At 73.7% G+C, this 19,954-nt stretch carries 21 protein-coding genes; 12 read left to right on the top strand and 9 right to left on the bottom strand.

All coding sequences use genetic code 11. The features are described 5' to 3' along the window. Positions 1–15 precede the first annotated feature (15 nt). The gene (locus KDL28_RS20480; protein ID WP_252441056.1) at positions 16–849 is read left to right on the top strand and encodes an LLM class F420-dependent oxidoreductase; all 834 of its coding nucleotides are present in this window, start codon (positions 16–18) and stop codon (positions 847–849) included. A 176-nt stretch (positions 850–1,025) separates the two neighbouring features. Beyond that, entirely contained in the window at positions 1,026–2,189 is a 1,164-nt protein-coding gene (locus tag KDL28_RS20475) for a tetratricopeptide repeat protein (protein WP_252441055.1), read from the top strand. On the opposite strand, the gene KDL28_RS20470 is transcribed toward KDL28_RS20475, so the two are convergent. Continuing rightward, on the bottom strand, positions 2,190–2,747 hold the full coding sequence (locus KDL28_RS20470) for a MarR family winged helix-turn-helix transcriptional regulator (protein WP_252441054.1): 558 nt from the start codon (positions 2,745–2,747) through the stop codon (positions 2,190–2,192). Positions 2,748–2,829: 82 nt separating this feature from the next. Between KDL28_RS20470 and KDL28_RS20465 the strand changes: the two genes are divergently transcribed. Next, positions 2,830–3,456 carry an FMN-dependent NADH-azoreductase gene (locus KDL28_RS20465; protein ID WP_252441053.1) on the top strand — a complete coding sequence of 209 codons (627 nt, stop codon included), beginning with the start codon at positions 2,830–2,832 and terminating at the stop codon, positions 3,454–3,456. A 63-nt stretch (positions 3,457–3,519) separates the two neighbouring features. On the opposite strand, the gene KDL28_RS20460 is transcribed toward KDL28_RS20465, so the two are convergent. Continuing rightward, positions 3,520–4,689 carry an FAD-dependent monooxygenase gene (locus tag KDL28_RS20460; RefSeq protein WP_252441052.1) on the bottom strand — a complete coding sequence of 390 codons (1,170 nt, stop codon included), beginning with the start codon at positions 4,687–4,689 and terminating at the stop codon, positions 3,520–3,522. A gap of 101 nt (positions 4,690–4,790) precedes the next feature. On the opposite strand from KDL28_RS20460, the gene KDL28_RS20455 reads away from it, so the two are divergent. Continuing rightward, positions 4,791–5,429: a TetR/AcrR family transcriptional regulator gene (locus KDL28_RS20455; protein ID WP_252441051.1), complete on the top strand. Its 639-nt coding sequence runs from the start codon at positions 4,791–4,793 to the stop codon at positions 5,427–5,429. Between the two features lie 61 nt (positions 5,430–5,490). Here KDL28_RS20455 and KDL28_RS20450 read toward each other — a convergent pair whose 3' ends face one another. After that, entirely contained in the window at positions 5,491–5,820 is a 330-nt protein-coding gene (locus KDL28_RS20450; protein ID WP_252441050.1) for a hypothetical protein, read from the bottom strand. A 252-nt stretch (positions 5,821–6,072) separates the two neighbouring features. Here KDL28_RS20450 and KDL28_RS20445 point away from each other — a divergent pair, with 252 nt between their 5' ends. Together KDL28_RS20445 and KDL28_RS20440 are read left to right on the top strand one after the other, a co-directional pair. Next, entirely contained in the window at positions 6,073–7,293 is a 1,221-nt protein-coding gene (locus tag KDL28_RS20445; protein ID WP_252441049.1) for a hypothetical protein, read from the top strand. 62 nt (positions 7,294–7,355) lie between these two features. Continuing rightward, positions 7,356–7,676, top strand: a complete 321-nt coding sequence (locus KDL28_RS20440; RefSeq protein WP_252441048.1) for a putative quinol monooxygenase — start codon at positions 7,356–7,358, stop codon at positions 7,674–7,676. Between the two features lie 3 nt (positions 7,677–7,679). Here KDL28_RS20440 and KDL28_RS20435 read toward each other — a convergent pair whose 3' ends face one another. From KDL28_RS20435 to KDL28_RS20425, 3 genes are all read right to left on the bottom strand, one after another. Next, the gene (locus KDL28_RS20435; RefSeq protein ID WP_252441047.1) at positions 7,680–8,696 is read right to left on the bottom strand and encodes a TerC/Alx family metal homeostasis membrane protein; all 1,017 of its coding nucleotides are present in this window, start codon (positions 8,694–8,696) and stop codon (positions 7,680–7,682) included. Positions 8,697–8,905: 209 nt separating this feature from the next. Further along, positions 8,906–9,763, bottom strand: coding sequence for an SCO6745 family protein (locus KDL28_RS20430; protein ID WP_372497027.1), 858 nt, complete (start codon positions 9,761–9,763; stop codon positions 8,906–8,908). A 4-nt stretch (positions 9,764–9,767) separates the two neighbouring features. Then, positions 9,768–10,625 (bottom strand): DUF3626 domain-containing protein, encoded by an 858-nt coding sequence (locus KDL28_RS20425; protein ID WP_252441045.1) that lies wholly within the window; start codon positions 10,623–10,625, stop codon positions 9,768–9,770. A 127-nt stretch (positions 10,626–10,752) separates the two neighbouring features. On the opposite strand from KDL28_RS20425, the gene KDL28_RS20420 reads away from it, so the two are divergent. Both KDL28_RS20420 and KDL28_RS20415 read left to right on the top strand, forming a co-directional pair. Next, a complete protein-coding gene (locus KDL28_RS20420; RefSeq protein WP_252441043.1) occupies positions 10,753–11,052 on the top strand; it encodes a helix-turn-helix domain-containing protein in 300 nt (99 codons plus the stop codon). Beyond that, positions 11,013–11,294: a DUF397 domain-containing protein gene (locus tag KDL28_RS20415; RefSeq protein ID WP_372497026.1), complete on the top strand. Its 282-nt coding sequence runs from the start codon at positions 11,013–11,015 to the stop codon at positions 11,292–11,294. Before KDL28_RS20420 ends, KDL28_RS20415 begins: the two co-directional genes overlap by 40 nt. Positions 11,295–11,300: 6 nt before the next feature. Here the strand turns inward: KDL28_RS20415 and KDL28_RS41590 are convergent, their stop codons facing one another. Continuing rightward, a complete protein-coding gene (locus KDL28_RS41590) occupies positions 11,301–12,461 on the bottom strand; it encodes an App1 family protein phosphatidate phosphatase (protein ID WP_252441041.1) in 1,161 nt (386 codons plus the stop codon). A gap of 77 nt (positions 12,462–12,538) precedes the next feature. Here KDL28_RS41590 and KDL28_RS20405 point away from each other — a divergent pair, with 77 nt between their 5' ends. Further along, complete coding sequence (locus KDL28_RS20405) at positions 12,539–13,234, top strand: HAD-IA family hydrolase (protein WP_252441040.1); 696 nt, start codon at positions 12,539–12,541, stop codon at positions 13,232–13,234. 84 nt (positions 13,235–13,318) lie between these two features. Here the strand turns inward: KDL28_RS20405 and glpK (KDL28_RS20400) are convergent, their stop codons facing one another. Both glpK (KDL28_RS20400) and KDL28_RS20395 read right to left on the bottom strand, forming a co-directional pair. Beyond that, positions 13,319–14,830 (bottom strand): glycerol kinase GlpK, encoded by a 1,512-nt coding sequence (glpK, locus tag KDL28_RS20400; RefSeq protein ID WP_252441038.1) that lies wholly within the window; start codon positions 14,828–14,830, stop codon positions 13,319–13,321. Next, the gene (locus tag KDL28_RS20395; protein ID WP_252441036.1) at positions 14,827–15,591 is read right to left on the bottom strand and encodes an IclR family transcriptional regulator; all 765 of its coding nucleotides are present in this window, start codon (positions 15,589–15,591) and stop codon (positions 14,827–14,829) included. The genes glpK (KDL28_RS20400) and KDL28_RS20395 overlap by 4 nt, the downstream gene beginning before the upstream one ends. A 146-nt stretch (positions 15,592–15,737) precedes the next feature. Here KDL28_RS20395 and KDL28_RS20390 point away from each other — a divergent pair, with 146 nt between their 5' ends. The 3 genes from KDL28_RS20390 to KDL28_RS20380 all read left to right on the top strand — a co-directional run bounded on the left by KDL28_RS20390 (position 15,738) and on the right by KDL28_RS20380 (position 19,930). Further along, positions 15,738–16,586, top strand: coding sequence for an MIP/aquaporin family protein (locus tag KDL28_RS20390; protein ID WP_252441034.1), 849 nt, complete (start codon positions 15,738–15,740; stop codon positions 16,584–16,586). Between the two features lie 22 nt (positions 16,587–16,608). Further along, positions 16,609–18,126 (top strand): glycerol kinase GlpK, encoded by a 1,518-nt coding sequence (gene glpK, locus KDL28_RS20385; protein WP_252441032.1) that lies wholly within the window; start codon positions 16,609–16,611, stop codon positions 18,124–18,126. A gap of 94 nt (positions 18,127–18,220) precedes the next feature. Next, entirely contained in the window at positions 18,221–19,930 is a 1,710-nt protein-coding gene (locus KDL28_RS20380; RefSeq protein WP_372497025.1) for a glycerol-3-phosphate dehydrogenase/oxidase, read from the top strand. The last annotated feature ends 24 nt before the right edge of the window (positions 19,931–19,954 follow it).

The raw sequence follows: 19,954 nt of genomic DNA, 5'->3' as shown, positions 1-19,954 counted from the left end.
TGGCAGGCTCGGCCCGTGCAGCACGGCGTCGTGACCTTCCTGACCGACTACGGCATCGACCCGACGGCCCTGGCCCGGGGCGTCGAGGAGCGCGGCTTCGACGCGCTGTTCCTCACCGAGCACACCCACATCCCGACCAGCCGGCTCTCCCCGTGGCCCGGTGGCGACGAGCTGCCCGAGCGCTACCGGCACACCTACGACCCGTTCGTCGCGCTCGGCGCTATGGCCGTGGTCACCGAGCGGATCGCGATCGGCACGGCGGTGTCGCTGGTGGCCCAGCACGACCCGATCGTGCTGGCCAAGGCCGTGGCCTCGGTCGACCGGCTCAGCGGCGGGCGCATGGAGCTGGGCGTCGGGCCGGGGTGGAACCGCGAGGAGATGGCCAACCACGGCGTCGACCCCCGCTCGCGCACGGCGCGGATGCGCGAGCACGTGCTGGCCGCGAAGCGGATCTGGACCGAGGACGAGGCCGAGTTCCATGGTCAGTTCGTCGACTTCGACCCGATCTGGTCATGGCCCAAGCCGGTGCGGGTGCCCCCGATCCTGATCGGCGGCGGCGGGCAGACCGTGCTCGACCGCGTGCTGGAGTACGGCGACGGCTGGATCCCGCTGCGGGTGCCGGTGTCGGGGCTGGAGGAGTTCGGCGCGCGGATCGCCGAGCTGCAGCGCCGGGCCGCGGACGCGGGCCGGGGACGCATCCCGGTCACCGTCTACGGGGCGGTGCCCAAGGCGGCCGCGCTGGAGTCCTACGCCGCGGCCGGGGTCGACCGGGTGCTCTTCGAGCTGCCCGACGCCGACGGCGACGCCGTCCTGCGCACGCTCGACGAGCTCGCCCCCCTCCGCGCCTGATCCCGATCCCGTCGAGAACGAGGTCGCCGTCGTTTTGGACCGGTCCAACGGGTGACAACTTCGTTCTCGACGGATGGGGCGGGTGATCGCGGCGGGTTCCCGCCGTCCCCCGGCCCGGTGATCGCAATACGGTCTGGGGCGCGCCGGTCACCCGCGGCCGGCGGAGGAGGCATGCGATGACCGACGCGACCCCGACGGAGGCCGAGAACCCCGCCTCCGCCCGGTCCACGCCCGACGAGTCCGCGACGGTCGAGCCGACCGCGCCCCGCGGGTCGATGTCGCACCTCGCCTCGGTGGCCTACGTGGAGCGCGGCGAGGCGGCGATGGCCGAGGGCGACAGCCGGGCCGCGGCCGGGTTCTTCGACACCGCCCTGGCCATCCGGCGCAGGCTCGCGGTGGCCGACCCCGACGACCCGGCCCGCCGCCACGACCTGGCCTGCGCGCACGTGCTGGCCGGCGACCTGGCCATGGCCGACGGCGAGGCGTCCGAGGCCGAGGAGCACTTCTGGACCGCGCTGCTGCTGGGCCGGACGATGCTCGCCGCCGACGCCGACAGCCCGGTGGCCCGCCGCGACATCGGCATCAGCCAGCAGCGGTTGGGCACCCTGTACCTCGACGGCGGCGACACGGCTCGGGCGGGCGAGTTCCTGCGCCGCTCGCTGAGCGCCGCGCTGCAGCTGGCGCAGGCCCAGGACGGCGGGCAGGCCAGCCGCGACCTGGCCGTGTGCCACGAGAAGCTGGGCGACCTGGAGCTGGCGCTGGGCGACAGCGCCGCGGCCGGGCTGCACTACCGCGACCAGCTCGCCGCGCTGCTGCAGCTGCCCGAGGTCGAGGCGGCCGACCTGGGCGTGCAGTGCGAGTTGGCCGTCTGCCACTTCCGGGTGGGCGAGCGGGCGCTGGTCACCGGCGACACCGACGACGCCGACCGCTACTTCCGCGACGGCCTGGCCATCGCCCGGCGCGCCGCCGACACCCATCCCGACGACGCGGTGGCGATCCGGACGCTGTGGATCGGCTACAGCAAGGTGGGCGACATGGCGATGTCGGCGGGCGACCTGGCCGCGGCGGGCGCGCTCTACCGCACCGGGCTCGATCTGACGCGGGCCGCCGTGCGGGTCGACCCGCGCGACGCCCCGGCCCTGCGCGACCAGTCGATCTTCCACGAGAAACTGGGTGAGGCGGCCGCCGCGGGCGGGGACGCCGCGGCGGCCGTCGAGCAGTACCGCGAGGCGCTGGCCGCCGTGCAGCGGATGGTCGACGCCGACCCGTCCAGCGTCGTCGCCCGCGACGAGCTGGTCTACCTGACCGGTCGGGTCAGCGCAGCCGAGCGGGCGGCCTGATCACTCTCCCGCCGCGACCGCGTGCTGGGCGGCGAGCACCCGCCCCAGGCCGGAGACGATGGCCGCGCGCTCCTGCGCGGTGAGGTGGTCGGCGAAGTGGCGGGCGATGCCGTCGAGGTAGCCGGGGGCGGCGCCGCGCAGGCGGGCCCGGCCGGCCTCGGTGAGCACCGCCCAGCTGCCGCGCCGGTCGGTCGGGTCGGGCTCGCGGACGACCAGGCCCGCCCGGGCGAGCTCGTCGACGATCCGGCTGATCCGCGAGCGCGACAGCACCGCCCGCTCCCCCAGCTCCTGCATCCGCAGCCGGCGCCCCGGCGCCGAGTTCAGCTCCAGGAGCACGTCGTACCAGGTCAGCGGTAGCCCCTGGGTGCGGTCGAGGTCGCGCTCCAACTGGCGCACGACGGCGGCGTGCGTGCGCAGGAGGGCGGCCCACGCTGCGACGCCGTCGTCCGGGTCCCGGTCGGTGTCGCTGTGGGTGTCGCTGTGGGTGTCGCTGTGGGTGTCGCTGTGGGTGTCGCTGTGGGTGTCGCCGTGGGTGTCGCGGTCGGTGTCCCTCGTCACCCCACCCATCCTATGACTTGTGCGTGCGCACGCATCTCCATAATCTGTGCGTGCGCACGCACTTTCATACGAGGAGGCCACCATGTCCCGCCTGCTGCACGTCTCCGCCTCACCCCGCGGCGACGCCTCGGAGTCGCTGGCGATCGCCCGCGAGTTCCTCGACGCCTTCGCCGCCACCCATCCCGACGTCGAGATCGACGAGTTCGACCTCTGGGACGGCACGCTGCCCGAGTTCGGTCCGGCCGCCGCGGCGGCCAAGATGGCGGTCTTCGCCGGGGAGCGGCCGACCGGCGCCGGCGCGGACGCCTGGCGGGCCGCGACCGAGACGTTCCGCCGCCTCGACGCCGCCGACCGCTACCTGTTCAGCGTCCCCATGTGGAACGCCGGGATCCCCTACGTCCTCAAGCAGTTCATCGACGTGGTGAGCCAGCCGGGGATGGTGTTCTCGTTCGATCCGCATGAGGGGTACAGCGGCCTGCTGACCGGCAAGAAGGCCGTCGCGATCTACACGAGCGCCGTCTACGGGCCCGGGCGCGGACCGCGCTTCGGCTCCGACTTCCAGGCCCCCTACCTGGACGGTTGGCTGCGCTGGGCGGGAGTGGCGGACATCGAGGAGATCCACTTCCGGCCGAACCTGGCCACCGCGGACGCCGAGGCGGGCCGGGCGGCGGCGCACGCGCTGGCCCGCGACCTCGGCAAGGCGTTCTGAGGGCCCGGCGGGCGTCTCGGCAGCACGAGGTCGACCCGGTCGTCGACCACCCCTGATCCGCGCTCAGCCGGCGCCGGCCGGAGCGGCCTGGCGGGGCAGCAGCGCCTGGGCGGCGCCACCGACGGCCGACCACAGCCGGGCGGCGGCGTTGCGCGCGAGGATCCCGCCGGCAGTGGCCGGGATGAGCAGCCGGGAACCCCGCACCGCAGCGCGCTGCACCGGGTCGGTGCGCCGTCGGTGGCGCGCCTCGTAGCGGCGCAGCGCCGTGGCCGGATCGCCGGGACTCGCGGCGAGCTCCTCGGCGAGCGTCACCGCGCCCACCATCGCGAGGCTCGACCCGTCCCCCAGGAACGACGCCGCCGCGGCCGCGTCGCCCAGCAACCCGATCCGCCCGATCGACCACTCGGCCATCCGGACCTCGGCCACCGCGTCGAAGTAGAGGTCGTCGGTGGTGCAGGCCCGGTCGAGCAGTTCAGGGGTGCGCCAGCCTCCCCCGGCGTAGGCGGCCACCAGCAGCCTGCGGTGCTGGGCGGTGTCGCGGTGGTCGAAGCCGGGCACGGCCGGGCTGCGGAACATGAACGCGGCGCCCGGTCGGCCGAGCACGGGGTGCACGGCCAGCGCCCGGCCCGGCCTGTTGTGCAGCAGCACGTCGTCGGTGGTGGCCGCGGTCGACTCGGCGAGGAAGACAGTGGCGACGTAGAGCCCCATGTGCCGCAGGAAGTCGCCCTCCGGACCGAAGGCCATCCGGCGGACCGCGGAATGCAGACCGTCGGCACCGATCACGGAGTCGAAGCGTCGAGGAGCGGCGTGCTCGAAGACGGCTTCGACGCCGCCGGCGTCCTGGTCGAGGGCGACCACCGACTCGTCGAACAGGAACTCGGCGTCGTCGCGCGCGGCCTCGTACAGCACCGAGGCGAGGACGCCGCGCGGGATCTCGACCTGGCGGTCGACGTCGCGGCGGCTCGCCGTCGGGATGCGGGCCAGTCTGCGACCGGCATCGTCGACGAGCTGCACAGCGCGGACCCGCGTACCCGACTCGCGCAGCCTCGAGACGATCCCCATCTGCTCGGCGACCTGCAGCGCGGGGCCGCGCACGTCCACCGGACTGCCGCTGGAGCGCAGGTCCTGCGCCCGTTCCACGACGGTGACCGCGACTCCGGCCCGGACGAGCCACCAGGCCAGCGTCGGTCCGGCCACTCCGGCCCCGGAGATCAGCACGCTCGGTCGATTCATCTCGGTCCCCCGTCGCTCGACGTCACGAGGTCGACCGTACTCGCACTCGATGCAAATTTGCACTGAATGCTGAAATGCTCTCGGTGCCGTACCCTTCCCCGGTGCCACCGACCCCGTCCGAGCAGCGCCCGAGCCTGCGCGAGCGCAAGCGCGCCCGCACCCGCCAGGCCCTCGTCGAGGCCGCCGCCGACCTGTTCACCCGCAACGGCTACGACGCCACGACGGTCGCCGACATCGCCGCCGCGGCCGACATCGGCACCCGCACCTTCTTCAGCCACTTCACCAGCAAGGAGGAGGTGCTCTTCCCGGAGGTGGACCAGCGCGTGGGCGCGGCGATCGAGGCGATCGCCGCCCGCGGACCCGCAGACGGACCGGTCGACGTGCTGGCCAGGGCCCTGAGGCACCCCGCGGTCGCGGCCAGCGACGACCTGGTGGGCCCGCTCGCGACCCTGCGCCTGCAGCTCATCCGCACGGTGCCCGCCGTGCGCGGGCGCGCGCTGCAGCTCCAGCAGGACGCCCAGCGCGAGATCGCCCGGCACCTGCACGCGGCCTACCCCGAGGAGCTCGACGAGGTCGGGGCGGCCGCGCTGGTCGGTGCGTTCGTGGGCGCGGTCGGCGGCGCGCTGGACGCCCTGCTCGACGGCGGCGAGCCCGCCCTCGCCCCGGACGACGTGCGCGAGCGGCTCTCGCGGGCGATCACCGTCGCGCTCACCCCCTGGCTGCACCGGCCCGGCTCCTGACCCCGGACGCGCGAAGGGCCCGGACCGTCGAGGTCCGGGCCCTTCGTCGTCGTGGCGGTGCTCAGCCCCCCAGGCCACTCGAGCCCGAGCCGCCGAGGCCGCCCAGGTCGAGGTCGTCCAAGTTGGGGATGTCGTTCAGCTGCTGCTGGTACTGCTCCGCGGCGTCCTGCAGGGCCGCCCGGGCCTGGATGCCCTGGATGAAGCTGATGGAGACCAGCAGGAGGTTGAGCGCGGTGATGCCGAGGATGATCCAGATCACCACCGGCGGCACGGGCTTGGGCCCCGCCGCGGCCGGCGGCCGGGGCGGTACGCCCGGCTGTCCGTAGCCCTGGCCCGGGTACCCGCCCTGCTGGGGCGGGGCGAAGCCCCCCTGGTTGTATCCGCTGCTCACAGTCGTTCCCCCTCGTGTCCACTCAGCGATGAGGCCCCCGCCACGTCCGGTGAGTGCGCCTTCACCCCTGCTGTCGGGCTCCCTCCCCACACCAGACGGCGCGGAGGAGCCTGCGGTTCAACGGGTCGGGGGCTTTCCGGCGGGAAGCCGCCTACGTTCCGTGATCACCCGCGGCCCGTCGCCGGGCGCTACGGTAACCGGCGTGCCGCCACCCGATCAGGGCGCCCCCCGCGACCCGAACGGCCGCCGGTCGTGACCGCGAGCGACCTGACAGCCGGTGACCAGGTACGGGAGCCGCGCGACGACCCGCGATCGGCAGGCAGCGCGGCCGACCGACGGCGCGCCATCGTGCGCGCGCTCACCCCGGCCCTGGTCTACCTGGGCGTCCGCGCGGTGGGCGTCGCGGTACTCGCTGTGATGTCCGCGCGGGTCGGCTCCGACGTCGTGCGCGAACTCACCACCTGGGACGGCGCCTGGCTGCTCGCCCTCGCCGAGCACGGCTACGCGGGTCTGCCGCCCGACCACCTGGACGCGTTCGGCAACCGCACCGAGCTGACGCCGCTGGGCTTCTTCCCCGGCTACCCCGCGCTGGTCTCGATCGTCTCGTGGCTGACGTTCGGCTCCTTCGAGGCGGCGGGGCTGCTGGTCTCGCTCGGCTCGGGGGTCGCGGCGGCCTACGCGCTGACCCGCATCGGCGAGCTGGTCCCGGGCGGCTCGCGGCGCGCCGGCCTGCTGCTCGCGGGGTTGTTCGCGGCCACGCCGATGGCCGTCGTGCTGTCGATGAGCTACACCGAGGCGCTGTTCAGCGCGCTGGCGGCGTGGGCGCTGGTGGGCGTGCTGCGCAGGCAGTGGCTGCCGGCGGGGGCCTTCGCGGCGGCGGCCGGGCTCGTCCGCCCGACGGCCACCGCCGTGGTGGCCGCGGTCGGGCTGGCCGCGCTGGTCGCCGTCGTGGCCGACGTCCGGGCCGGGCGTCCCGGGTGGCGCCCGTGGGCGGGCGGCCTGCTGGCCGCCACCGGCCTGCTGGGCTACCTCGGGTACGTGGCAGTGCGCACCGGTCGCGTCGACGGCTGGTTCGCGATCCAGCGCGAGGGCTGGGGCTGGTACTTCGACGGCGGGGACGCCACCGCCGAGTACCTCGGCTCCGTGCTGGTCGGCGGCGAGCGGGTGTTCGACGTGCTCACGCTGGTCGCGTTCGTCGCCAGCCTGGTGCTGCTCGGGCTGGTGGCGTGGCTGCGGCTGCCGTGGCCGCTGCTGGTGTACGGGGCGGTCGCGCTGCTCACCGTGTGGGGCACCGAGGGCCTGATGAACGCCAAGCTGCGCCTGCTCGTGCCGGCCTTCGCGCTGCTGGTGCCGGTGGCGCTCGGGCTGGCGCGCCGGCGCACCGGCACCGCCGTCGCGGTGCTGGGGGCGGCGGCGCTGGGCTCGGCGTGGTTCGGCGGCTACGCGCTCACCATCTGGGCCTACGGCATCTGACCGGGCGCGGGGCCCCCGCCGGGGCCCACTACGGTGGCGGCGATGACATCCAGCAGGGCTCCGTGAACGGGTCGAACAAGCGGGTCGGGCGCTACGTGCGGATGGTCGCCCACCCGGGGCAGGGCGCGGCGCTGGCCGCCACGCTGCTGCGGGTGGCCGATGGCCTGCGCGCCGCCCCGGGCTGCGAGATGTACGTGATCAACGCCTCGGCGGACGAGCCCGACACGGTCTGGGTGACCGAGGTCTGGGCCGATGCCGAGGCCTCCGACCGGGCGCTGTCCGCCGACCTCGGCGAGGTCGGCATCGGCGAGGTGCTGGAGCTGCTGGCCGGGCCGCCCGAGCTGGTCGACCTCACCCCGCTGGGCGGGCCCGGCCTGCGCTGAGGCTCAGGAGCCGCCGCGCTCCGAGCGCTGGTCGGCGGGCTTGCTGGCCCGCAGCGAACCGGCGTGCGCCTTCGCGGTCGGGTCGTTGCGGGTCTTGATCAGGCTCGCCACCGTGACCACGACCAGCACCACCATGATCACGCCCAGGCTGACCGGCGTGGAGATCTCCGGCACCGACTCGGAGATGTCGACGTGCAGCCAGTGCAGGATCAGCTTGACGCCGATGAACGCCAGGATGATCGACAGCCCGGTCGACAGGTAGACCAGCCGGTCGAGCAGGCCCTTCACCAGGAAGAACAGTGCGCGCAGGCCGAGCAGGGCGAAGGCGTTCGCGGCGAAGACGATGAACGGCTCCTCGGTCACCCCGAACACGGCGGGGATCGAGTCGAGCGCGAACAGCAGGTCGATGCCGCCGATGGCGACCAGCACGATCAGCAACGGGGTCACCATCCGGCGGCCGTCGACGCGGGTGAAGATCTTGCCGCCGTCGTACTCCTCGGTGACCGGCAGGACGCGCCGCGCGGTCTTCACCACGACGTTGTCCTCGACGTCGGGGTCCTCGTCGCGGTGGCGGAACAGCTGGATCGCGGTGTAGACGAGCAGCAGCCCGAACAGCAGGAACATGAACGAGAACAGCGCCAGCAGCGTGGCGCCGACCGCGATGAAGATCGCCCGCATGATCAGCGCCAGCACGATGCCGAAGGTCAGCACCTTGTGCTGGTGCTCCTCGGGCACGGCGAACGTGGTCATGATGATCACGAAGACGAACAGGTTGTCGACCGAGAGGCTCTTCTCGACGATGTAGCCGGCGAAGTACTCGGTCCCGGCGCCACCGCCGTAGGCCATGGCGAACCAGACGCCGAACCCGATCGCCACGGCGATGTAGAACACCGACCACGCCGTCGCCTCGCCGAACCCGACGCGATGGGGCCGCACTGCGGCGAGCACCAGATCGAGGGCCAGCAGACCCACGATCAGGGCGATGGTCACCCCCCAGGTGAGCCCACTGATCTCCAGCACCGTTCCTCCGTCTCGCCGTCACATCCCTGGGAAGAGTATTACCGACCCTTTACCCAGTGGGGCGCACCTCCTACCGGGTTCCGAGCGCGCGCGGCAGTGGTAGCGAACACCCCGCGGCGGCGCGGGGCAATCGCGGAGCGCGGACCTGATCGCGTGCGCGGCGGCTCTCCCGACGGCGGGACTGACGGCCGGGGAGCCCGGCCGGGCGCTCAGCGGCGGGCGGGGAAGACCTCCGGCGGGAAGCACCCGGCCGCGAGCAGCGCCCGCACCACCGTCCCGCCGAGCTCACCGAGCCGGGCGGCGCCGTCGGCCCCGAGGTGGGCCCACGGCCCGAAACCCACCCGGTTGGTATCGGCTTCGATCCGGTTGCGCAGGTCGGCGCCCTGGGCGGTCAGCGCGCCCTGGTCGTCGAGCAGCCCTCGCTCGGTCAGCCCGGCCACCGCCGCACCCCACTCGTCCTCCGACCAGCCCCGGCTGGCCTGCGCGAACGCCAGCAGGAACCCCTTGCCGCTGGCCACGTGGGTGACGATGGCCTCGATGCCGGTCAGCCCGGCGTCGACCAGCAGCGCGATGTGCCCGTCGCCGCGGTGCTCCCGCAGGATCGACAGCGCGTGCCAGAGCACCAGGTGCGGCTCGGTGGGCCACTCGACGGACAGGTGCGCGGCGGCGAGCGGGCGCCCCTCCGGGCGGGCGGCCTCGGCGGCCCGCCGGGCCAGGCCCGCCGCCTCGGCCACCTCCGGGGAGGTCAGCACCTCGTCGCCGAGCATGCGCCGCAGCGCGGCGTCGACGGAGGCGAACCGGGCGGCCACCACGTCGCTCGGGTCGGCCAGCGACCACGCCGCCGGGATCGACCTCCCCACCAGGGCGGGGTTGAAGTTGTAGAAGGCGGCCGCGACCACGGCGGACCCGACCGCGCCCATCGGCGCCGAGCGCCCCGCGAAGTAGCTCATCCGACCGGGCTTGAGCCCGACGCCGGTCAGGTGCTGCTCGGTCTCCGGCGCGAAGTAGGTCATCCCGTGCAGCGGTTCGAGCCCGCGTGCGATCCGACCGGCGTCCTCGGGCTCCACGCGGTCACCGTAGACCGTTTCCCCGCCGGCCGGGGCGGCCGAAGCGGGCGAGCAGGTGCCACACGCGCTTGAGGTCCTGGGCGTCGTGGCGCCCCGAGCGCCACGCGGCGCCGAGGATCCGCGGGTCGAGCACGCCGTCCACCGCCAGCTCCGCCTCCAGCGCCGTGTGCTGCGGGCCGCGGTAGTCGGGGTGGCGGCGCAGCTCGGCGACGGTGAGGCGGAAGCCGGGGTGCCACCGCACCGGGCAGCCCAGCCGCGCCGCCGCCGCCTCGACGGCCGTGCCGCGGTGGGCGGGGTCCAGCACGATCGCCTCGACGTCGCGGTCCAGGCGCACCGGTCCGTGCACGTGGGCCTCGATGTAGTCGTCGAGGGGGTCCTGCGGCCTGCGCGCCTCGGCCAGGGCGACCAACCCCATCCGCTCGGCGACGCCGAAGTCGGTCGGGGCGAAGACGCTGTCGGGGTGGCAGAACGTCGTGCGGCGCAGCACGGCGGCACCCAGCCGCAGGTGCGCCGAGCCGAACCTCGGCGCTCCGCCCGCCGGGTCGGCGCGGAAGTCCAGCGTTCCGTAGACCGGGCGCAGCTCGACGGGCTCGTCGTCGTAGGCGCCGCCGAACAGCCGCTGCTCCCACACCCAGCGGTCACCGCCGGGGTGGGCGGTCAGGCCGCCGTTGCTGGTGCCGGTGACGAACTGGCTGCGGTAGACGCCGTCGCGGGCCAGCGCCTCGACGACGAGCAGGCCGTCGCGGGTGGGGCGGTCGGGGTGGAAGTTGACGGTGACCCGCGACCGCGGGTCGATCGGCGGACCGGCCGAGAGCCGGGCCACGTGGCGCAGCGCGCGCTGAACGGCCGGCCCCGCGTCCATGCCCGGATCCTGCCGCGGGCGCCGGGATCGGGCCGTCGATTTCCGCCGGCGGGGTCCCGGGCGTGGGAATCCCGGATCCGCCCTTCCCGATGTCACGATCGGCCACCGGCTGGACGCGGAGGGGCGCATGGGCACTCGAACGGGCTCGGTGGTGCGGCGGCGCATGCTCGCCCGGCGACTGCGGGTGCTGCGCGAGCGGGCCGGGCTGCCCCTGGATTCGGCCGCAGCGCCGCTGTACTGGTCGGGGAGCAAGCTGCACCGGATCGAGACCGGGCAGCAGCCCGTCGACGTCCACGGTTTCAAGAGCATGCTCGACCTGTACGGGGTCGGCGGCGACGAGTGGACCGAGCTGATGGCCCTGGCCGTCGAGACCCGCAGGCACGGGTGGTGGCGGTCGCGCTGGACCCGGCCGCATCGCAGGCCCTGATCGAGCGGGTGGCCGGGCAGATCCAGCCCCGGAGGCAACCCGTGCACACCGACGATCTCGACTGGCGCACCAGCACTTTCAGCGGAGGCAACGGCGAGAGCTGCGTCGAGGTGGCGTTCCTGCCCGACGGCGGCACCGCCGTGCGCGACACCAAGAACCGCGCCCTCGCCGCCCACCGCTACCCCGCCGCCTGGACCGCGTTCCTCACCGGGATCCGCGCCGGGGACTTCCCGAGGTCGTGAGCGAGGTCAGCCCTTGAGCAGCACCATCCGCTCCCGGGCCGCCGCGCGCACGCCCTCGCGCACCTCGGGCAGCGCGGCCGCGTCGAGCAGGCCCAGCGCCACGGCGTGCGCGGCGATCTCCACGCTGTCGTTCGCGGCCAGCATCGGCACCCCGGCCGCGGTGACCTCGGCGGCCAGCTCGTCGACCTGGGCGGTGCGCGAGGGCGCGTCGTGCGCGGTGCGCCGGATGTAGACCGCGGCGATCCGGTCGGGGTTCTCGTGGGCCAGCGCGGCGTAGATCTCCGGGTCGAGCTGGCCGCTGTCGCCGATGAGCACCAGGCGCAGCAGGGGGTGCTCGGCGAGCATCCGGCGCACCAGGCTCGTCTTGTGGGCGGTGGCGCTGATCCGCAGCAGCCCCGCCCGCGAGGGGCCCCAGTCGGTCAGCTGGAGGGGGCCCAGCGGGAACTTCCGCAGGGCGATGAACTCCAGCAGCATCTCGTGCAGGTTCCACGGACTGGTGGACACGTAGAACACCGGCCGGACCGGCTCGCCCGGCCGTTCGCAGAACGCGTTGTAGAGCGCGGCGGCCCCGGGCAGCGGGCTGCGGTTGTGGACCTCGGTCAGCAGCGCGGCCCGGATGAACGCCATCCCGCGCCCGATGCCGGTCTCCAGGATGGTGTCGTCGACGTCGCTGACCAGCCCGATCCGGGCCTCGGGGTCGACGACCACGACCTTGGCGACGACGGCGGTGCCGTCGGGCAGCGCCAGCTCGACGTCCTGCCAGCCGGGGACCAGCGGCTCGTCGAGGTCGACGGCGACGTCGAGGTAGCCCTCGCGGTCGGCCCTGGCCCCGATCACCTGCCCGGCGACGCTCACGCGCACCCGCGCGCCCCCCACCTCGACGGTCAGGAAGCGCGCCAGGCTGGCCCGCAGGATCGCCCGCCGCGACCGCGCGGTCGGCGCCGCCGCTCCCGGCACCCCGGTGGCGGGGGCGTCGGCCTCGCGACGACCGAACAGCACCCGGGCGTGCACGCGGACGCGCTGCGGGCTGCCCTGCCCGATGAACGGCACGATCGTCGGATGGTGCTTGCCGCGCAGGCGCAACAGCCCCAGCAGGACCAGTCGCAACCCGTCCTCGACCACCATCGCCACCCGGACGACCGCCCGGTTCAGTCGTGTGTCGTGCACCACGCAGACCTACCGCACGCGGCCACCGGCCGCCAATGCGGGGGTGGTGGGCGGCGCCACGACGTAGGCTCGGATCAGTGACCGACGCCCTCCCCACCGTCCTGCTCGACCTCGACGGCACCCTCACCGACTCGGCCGCGCTGATCACCGAGCACCTGGCCGCGGCGATCGCCGGGGCGGGCGGCCCGGTCTTCACCCCCGCGCAGCTGCTGCCGCTGGTCGGGCCGCCGTTCGAGTACGCGCTGCCGGAGCTGGGCCTCACCGACGAGCAGGTCGCCGCGACCGTCACCGCCTACCGCTCGTCCTACGGCGCCGTGGCCGCCACCAACACGCCGCTCTACCCCGGCATCACCGACCTGCTCGACCGCCTCTCCGGGTTCCGCCTCGCGCTCGCCACCGCCAAGCCCGAACGGCTGGCCGCCGAGATCGTCGACGGGCTCGGCCTGACCCGGCACTTCGCCCTGGTCGGGGGCTCCGACCCGGTCGCGGGGCGGGTCGGCAAGGGCCCGGTCGTCGGCTCGGTGCTCGAACGTCTCGGCCTCGACCCGGCCCGCGACCCGGTGGTGATGGTCGGCGACCGCCACCACGACGTCGAGGGCGCCGCCGAGCACGGCGTGCCGACGATCGGTGTGTCCTGGGGCTACGCCACCTCCCCCGAGGAGCTCGCCGACGCCGCACTCGTCGTCGCCGACGTCGACGCGCTCGCCGAGGCCCTGCTCTCCTGGCGCGCGTCGGGCTCGGTCCGGTTCAGGAAAGCCACGATGCTGCCCTGAGAGGGCAGCATCGTGGCTTTCGTGAACCCCGCGGCGGAGGAGGCGGCGAAGGAGGGGGAGGGAGAGGACCGGTGAGCAGGGGGGTCAGTCGGGCGAGGGCGACTGGACCCAGCCGTAGCTCCGGTTGACCGCGCGCCCCCAGTTCCCGCGCTCGCGCTCGCGCAGCGCCGGGTCCATCGCCGGCTCCCAGGCCGCCGCCCGGTGCCAGTTGGCCCGCAGCACCTCCACGTCCGACCAGTAGCCCACGGCCAGCCCGGCCGCGTACGCCGCGCCCAGCGACACCGCCTCCGACCCGAGCGGCCGCTCCACCGGTACGTCCAGGACGTCGGCGACGAACTGCATGAGCACGTGGTTGGCGGTCATGCCGCCGTCGACCTTGAGCCTGCTCACGGTCACCCCGGAGTCGGCGTTCATGGCGTCGACGACCTCGCGGGTCTGCCAGCCGGTGGCCTCCAGCACCGCGCGGGCCAGGTGCCCGCGGTTGATGAACGAGGTCAGCCCGACCATCACCCCCCGCGCCTCCGGGTGCCAGCGCGGCGAGTAGAGCCCGGAGAAGGCGGGCACGATGTAGCAGCCGCCGTTGTCGGGGACGCTGGTGGCCAGCGTCTCGATCTGGGCCGCTGTGCGGATCATGCCGAGCGAGTCGCGGAACCACTGCACCAGCGAGCCGGTCATCGCGATCGCGCCCTCCAGGGCGTACACCGGGCGCTCGCCGAACAGGTAGCCCACCGTCGGGATCAGCCCGTGCGCCGACTCGGCCAGCCGCGAGCCGGTGTTCATCAGCAGGAACGCCCCGGTGCCGTAGGTGCACTTCACCTCGCCCGGCGAAAAGCAGGCCTGCCCGACCAGCGCGGCCTGCTGGTCGCCGAGCGCGCCGGCCACGGGCACGCCCGGCAGCATCGTCGTGCACTGGCCGTAGACCTCGGAGTTGGAGCGGATCTCCGGGAGCATCCGGGCCGGGACGCCGAGCAGCTCCAGCAGCTTCGGCGACCAGCTCAGCGTCGAGACGTCCATCAGCATGGTGCGGCTGGCGTTGGTGACGTCGGTGACGTGCCGACCGCCGTCGGGGCCGCCGGTGAGCCACCAGATCAGCCAGGTCTCCATCGTGCCGAACAGCACGTCGCCGGCCTCGGCGCCGGCCCGCGCTCCCGGCACGTGGTCGAGCAGCCACTGCAGCCGCGGTCCGGCGAAGTAGGTGGCCGGGGCCAGCCCGCAGATCTGCTTGATCATCGGGCTGTGGCCGCCGTCGACCAGCCGCGCGACGATGCCGTCTGTGCGGGTGTCCTGCCAGGTGATCGCCCTGGCCAGGGGGGTGCCGGTGTGCCGGTTCCAGATGACGCTGGTCTCGCGCTGGTTGGCGATGCCCAGCCCGACGATGTTGCGCGGCTCCAGCCCCGCCCGGCGCAGCGCGGCCGGGACCACCCGCATGACGTTGCGCCAGATCTCGGCGGCGTCGTGCTCGACGCGACCGGGCTGCGGGTAGTGCTGGCGGTGCTCGCGCTGGGCCACCGCCAGCATCCGGCCGGCCCGGTTGAACAGCAGGCACCGCGTCGAGGTCGTGCCCTGGTCGATGGCCGCCACCACCCTCTCGATCACCGGGCCACCACCAGCGACTGGGAGATCTCCCGGGCCGCCGCGAGCAGCTGCCCGGCGGTGCCCGCGCGCAGCTCGCCGCCGATCCCGAACAGGTCCTCCACCGGCCCCACCACCGCCAACGCCCCCACCACGACCCCCCCGCCGGCGCGCAGCGGCGCCGCCGCGCTGCCCTCCCCGCTGCGGTACTCCCCCACGTCGCTGGCCCAGCCCCGGCGCCGGGCCACCCCCAGGTGCGCCTCCAGCGCGGCGACCGTGGCGCAGGTGCGCCCGGTCCAGGCGTGCAGGTCGAGGTCGCGCACCGGCGGCGAGGCCACCGGGGCGAACGCCAGCAGGCACTTGCCCAGTGCCGTGGCGTGCAGCGGCTGGCACTCGCCCGTGCGGATCCGCTGCGGCGAGCCGTCCGGGCGGAACACGTGGTGCACCAGCCGCACCGCCCGGTCGGCCACCACTCCCAGCTGCACCGCCTGCCCCGTGCTGCCGGCCAGCGAGTCGGCCCAGTTCATCGCGTGCGCGCGCAGGTCGTGCGGGTCCCAGCCGCCGCGGTCGAGCTCGCGCAGCCCGCGGCCCAGCACGTAGCGGGTGCTCTCCACGTCCTGGTCGACGAACCCGGCCTCGCGCAGCGTGCGCACGATCCCGTGCGCGGTCGGACGGGGCAGGTCGAGGGCGTCGGCGATCTCGCCCAGCCCCAGCGGGCGGTCCGTGCTGCCGAGCAGCCGCAGCACCGCGGCCGCTCGCTCGATCGACTGGATGGACCCGGGCACGGATCGACACTAGCCCCGCGCGGTGTGACGCTGGCCCACCCGGTGGTTCGACAATGCCGAACGCATCCCGTTGACCGGCACCGCCGCCGTTCCTAGCGTGCCGACTCACCCCGCCATCGGACGCGGGGAGACCAAGGAGGACTTCGATGGCGAAGAACTCGTACCTCGGTGAGCTGCTCGCCGAGTTCCTCGGAACGATGATCCTGATCCTGTTCGGCGTCGGCGTCGTCGCCCAGGTCGTCACCAACCCCGACGGGGGCATGGGCGACCACGACTCCATCGCCTGGGCCTGGGGCATCGGCGTGACGATGGGCGTCTACGTGGCCGCCCGGCTGTCCGGGGCCCACATCAACCCGGCGGTCACCATCGCCCTGGCGGCGTTCAAGGGCTTCCCCTGGCGCAAGGTCCTGCCGTACTCGCTGGCCCAGACGGCCGGCGCGTTCGTCGCCGCCGCGATCGTGCGGGTGGTCTACTCCGACCTGATCGCCCGTATCGACCCGGAGCACACGATCGCGTCCCAGGGCATCTTCTCCACCCTGCCCGGCAACGGCGTCGAGGGCGCCAACGTGACCATCACGACCGCGTTCTTCGACCAGATCGTCGGCACCGCGATCCTCGTCTTCGTCGTCTTCGCGCTGGTCACGGCGACCAACAACCCGCCGATGGGGAACATGGCCCCGCTGATCATCGGGCTGCTGGTGGTCGGCATCGGCATGGCGTGGGGCGCCAACGCCGGTTACGCCATCAACCCCGCCCGCGACTTCGGGCCGCGGCTGCTGAGCCTGATCACCGGGTACGAGACGGCGCTCTACGACCAGAACGGCGCGTTGTACTTCTGGTTGCCCATCGTGGCCCCGATCATCGGGGGGTTGCTGGGCGGTGCGCTGTTCAAGTTCGCCGTCGAGTCGTTCCTGCCCGCCGAGGTCGAGGCCGACACGATCCCGGACGCGGCCACCGACACCGGCCGCAGCGCCGACAACAGCCAGAACGCCTGATCCGCACCGAAGGGGAGCCACCATGGCCGAATTCGTCGGCGCCGTCGACCAGGGCACGACCAGCACCCGATTCATGATCTTCGACCACTCGGGCAACGAGGTGGGGCGCCACCAGCTCGAGCACCAGCAGATCCTCCCGCAGGCCGGCTGGGTTGAGCACAACCCCGTCGAGATCTGGGAGCGCACGTCGGCGGTGCTGCAGACCGCCCTGAACAAGTGCAACCTGCAGGCCTCCGACCTGGTCGCGCTGGGCATCACCAACCAGCGCGAGACCGCGGTCGTCTGGGACAAGCGCACCGGGCGCCCGCTGTACAACGCCATCGTCTGGCAGGACACCCGCACCGACCGGATCGCCTCCGCCCTCGACCGCGACGAGCGCGGCCAGACGATCCGGCAGAAGGCCGGCCTGCCCCCGGCCACCTACTTCTCCGGCGGCAAGATCCAGTGGATCCTGGAGAACGTCGACGGGGCCAGGGAGGCCGCCGAGAGCGGCAACGCGATCTTCGGCAACACCGACACCTGGCTGCTGTGGAACCTCACCGGCGGCAAGGACGGCGGGGTGCACGTCACCGACCCCACCAACGCCAGCCGCACGATGCTGATGAACCTCGAGACGCTCGACTGGGACGACGAGCTGCTCGGGTTCTTCAACATCCCGCGCTCGATGCTGCCCGAGATCAAGCCCAGCTCGTGCCCCGAGGGCTACGGCACGACGCTGACCAACGGCCCGCTCGGCGGCGAGGTGCTGATCACCGGCGACCTCGGCGACCAGCAGGCCGCCACCGTGGGGCAGGTGTGCTTCGCGCCCGGCGAGGCCAAGAACACCTACGGCACCGGCAACTTCATGCTGCTCAACACCGGCACCGAGCTGGTCCGCTCGAACGCCGGGCTGCTGAGCACGGTCTGCTACAAGTTCGGCGACGAGCCCGTGGTCTACGCCCTGGAGGGCTCGATCGCGGTCACCGGGTCGGCCGTGCAGTGGCTGCGCGACCAGCTCGGGATCATCTCCGGGGCGTCGCAGAGCGAGTCGCTGGCCCGCCAGGTCGAGGACAACGGCGGCGTGTACTTCGTGCCGGCGTTCTCCGGGCTGTTCGCGCCGTACTGGCGCTCGGACGCGCGCGGCGCGATCGTCGGGCTCTCCCGCTACAACACCAACGCGCACCTGGCCCGGGCCACCCTCGAGGCCATCTGCTACCAGAGCCGCGACGTCGCCGAGGCCATGGAGAAGGACTCCGGGGTGCACCTGGAGGTGCTCAAGGTCGACGGCGGCGTGACCGCCAACGAGCTGTGCATGCAGATCCAGGCCGACGTGCTGGGCGTGCCGGTGAGCCGGCCGGTGGTCGCCGAGACCACCGCGCTCGGGGCGGCGTACGCGGCGGGGCTGGCCGTCGGGTTCTGGAAGAACACCGACGAGCTGCGGACGAACTGGAACGAGTCCAAGCGGTGGGAGCCGCAGTGGAGCCAGGAGCAGCGTGACGAGGGCTACGGCCGCTGGAAGAAGGCCGTCGAACGGACCCTCGACTGGGTCGACGTGGACTGACCGAACGGGGGACGCCGGCGCGGTGACCATCGGGTCATGTTGATCATCGCGGCGGCGTTCCCCATGGTAGGACCACCGACGAAGGGAACAGATCATGCGATCGGTCGCGCTCTCCCCGCAGGCCCGAGAGGCCGCGTTGGAGGCGATGGGCTCGACCGAACTCGACGTGCTGGTCGTCGGGGGCGGGGTCGTGGGCAGCGGAGCCGCCCTCGACGCCGCGACCCGCGGGTTGGCCGTCGGGCTCGTCGAGGCGAGGGACTTCGCCTCGGGGACGTCGAGCAGGTCGAGCAAGCTCATCCACGGCGGTCTGCGCTACCTGGAGATGTTGGACTTCCGGCTGGTCGCGGAGGCCCTGCAGGAACGCGGACTGCTCATCCAGACCCTCGCCCCGCACCTGGTGCGGCCGGTGCCGTTCATCTACCCGCTCAAGCACCGCGGCTGGGAGCGGCTCTACGCGGGTGCGGGCGTGGCGCTCTACGACACCCTCGGGCTGCTGTCGGGCCGCTCCCGCGGCGTGCCCGCCCACAAGCACCTCACCCGCACCGGCGCCCGTCGCATCGTCCCGTCGCTGCGCAAGGACGCCCTCGTCGGCGCACTGCAGTACTACGACGCCCAGGTAGACGACGCCCGGCACACGATGTTCATCGCGCGCACGGCGGCGGCTTACGGGGCGCACGTGGCGTCCCGGGCCCGCGTGGTCGGGCTGCTCCGCGAAGGCGAGCGCGTCACCGGCGCCCAGGTGCACGACCTGGAGTCCGACCGGGTCATCGACGTGCACGCCAAGCAGGTCATCAACGCGACCGGCGTGTGGACCGACGAGACCCAGGGCCTGGTCGGCGAGCGCGGGCAGTTCAAGGTCCGCGCCAGCAAGGGCATCCACCTGGTCGTCCCGCGCGACCGGATCCGCAGCGACTCCGGGCTGATCCTGCGCACCGAGAAGTCCGTGCTGTTCGTCATCCCGTGGGGCCGGCACTGGATCATCGGCACCACCGACACCGACTGGGAGCTGGGCAAGGCCCACCCGGCGGCCAGCGCGGCCGACATCGACTACCTGCTCGACCACGTCAACGCGGTGCTCGAGGTGCCGCTCACCCACGAGGACGTGGAGGGCGTCTACGCCGGGCTGCGCCCGCTGCTGTCCGGCGAGTCGGAGTCGACGTCGAAGCTGTCGCGCGAGCACGCCGTGGCGCACACGGTGCCGGGACTGGTCGTGGTGGCCGGCGGCAAGTACACGACCTACCGGATCATGGCCAAGGACGCCGTCGACGCCGCCGTGCACGCGATGGACGCCAAGGTGCCGGCGTCGGTGACCGACAAGGTGCCGCTGCTGGGCGCCGAGGGCTACGACGCCATGAAGAACGCCCGCTACCAGCTCGCCCACCGCTACGGGCTGCACGTGGCCCGCATCGAGCACCTGCTCGGGCGCTACGGCTCGCTGGTCCCCGAGGTGCTCGACCTGGTCAAGGACGACCCGACGCTCGGCGAGCCGCTCGCCGGCGCGCCGGACTACCTGCGCGCCGAGGTCGTCTACGCGGCCTCGCACGAGGGCGCCCGGCACCTGGACGACGTGCTGGCCCGGCGCACCCGGGTCTCGATCGAGACCTTCGACCGGGGCCTGGGCGCGGTGGATGAGGTGGCCAGGCTGGTCGCCCCGGTGCTCGGGTGGAGCGACGAGCAGATCGAGCGGGAGGTCGAGCACTACCGCAAGCGGGTCGAGGCCGAGCGGGAGAGCCAGAAGATGCCCGACGACGAGACCGCCGACACCGCCCGGATGGGCGCACCGGAGATCGTCCCGGTGCGCTGACCGTCGTGGGAGGCGGGGCCCGGC

It is taken from the genome of Pseudonocardia humida (assembly GCF_023898865.1).
Classification (GTDB): Bacteria; Actinomycetota; Actinomycetes; order Mycobacteriales; family Pseudonocardiaceae; genus Pseudonocardia; species Pseudonocardia humida.
This window is presented reverse-complemented; position numbering and strand designations above follow the sequence as displayed.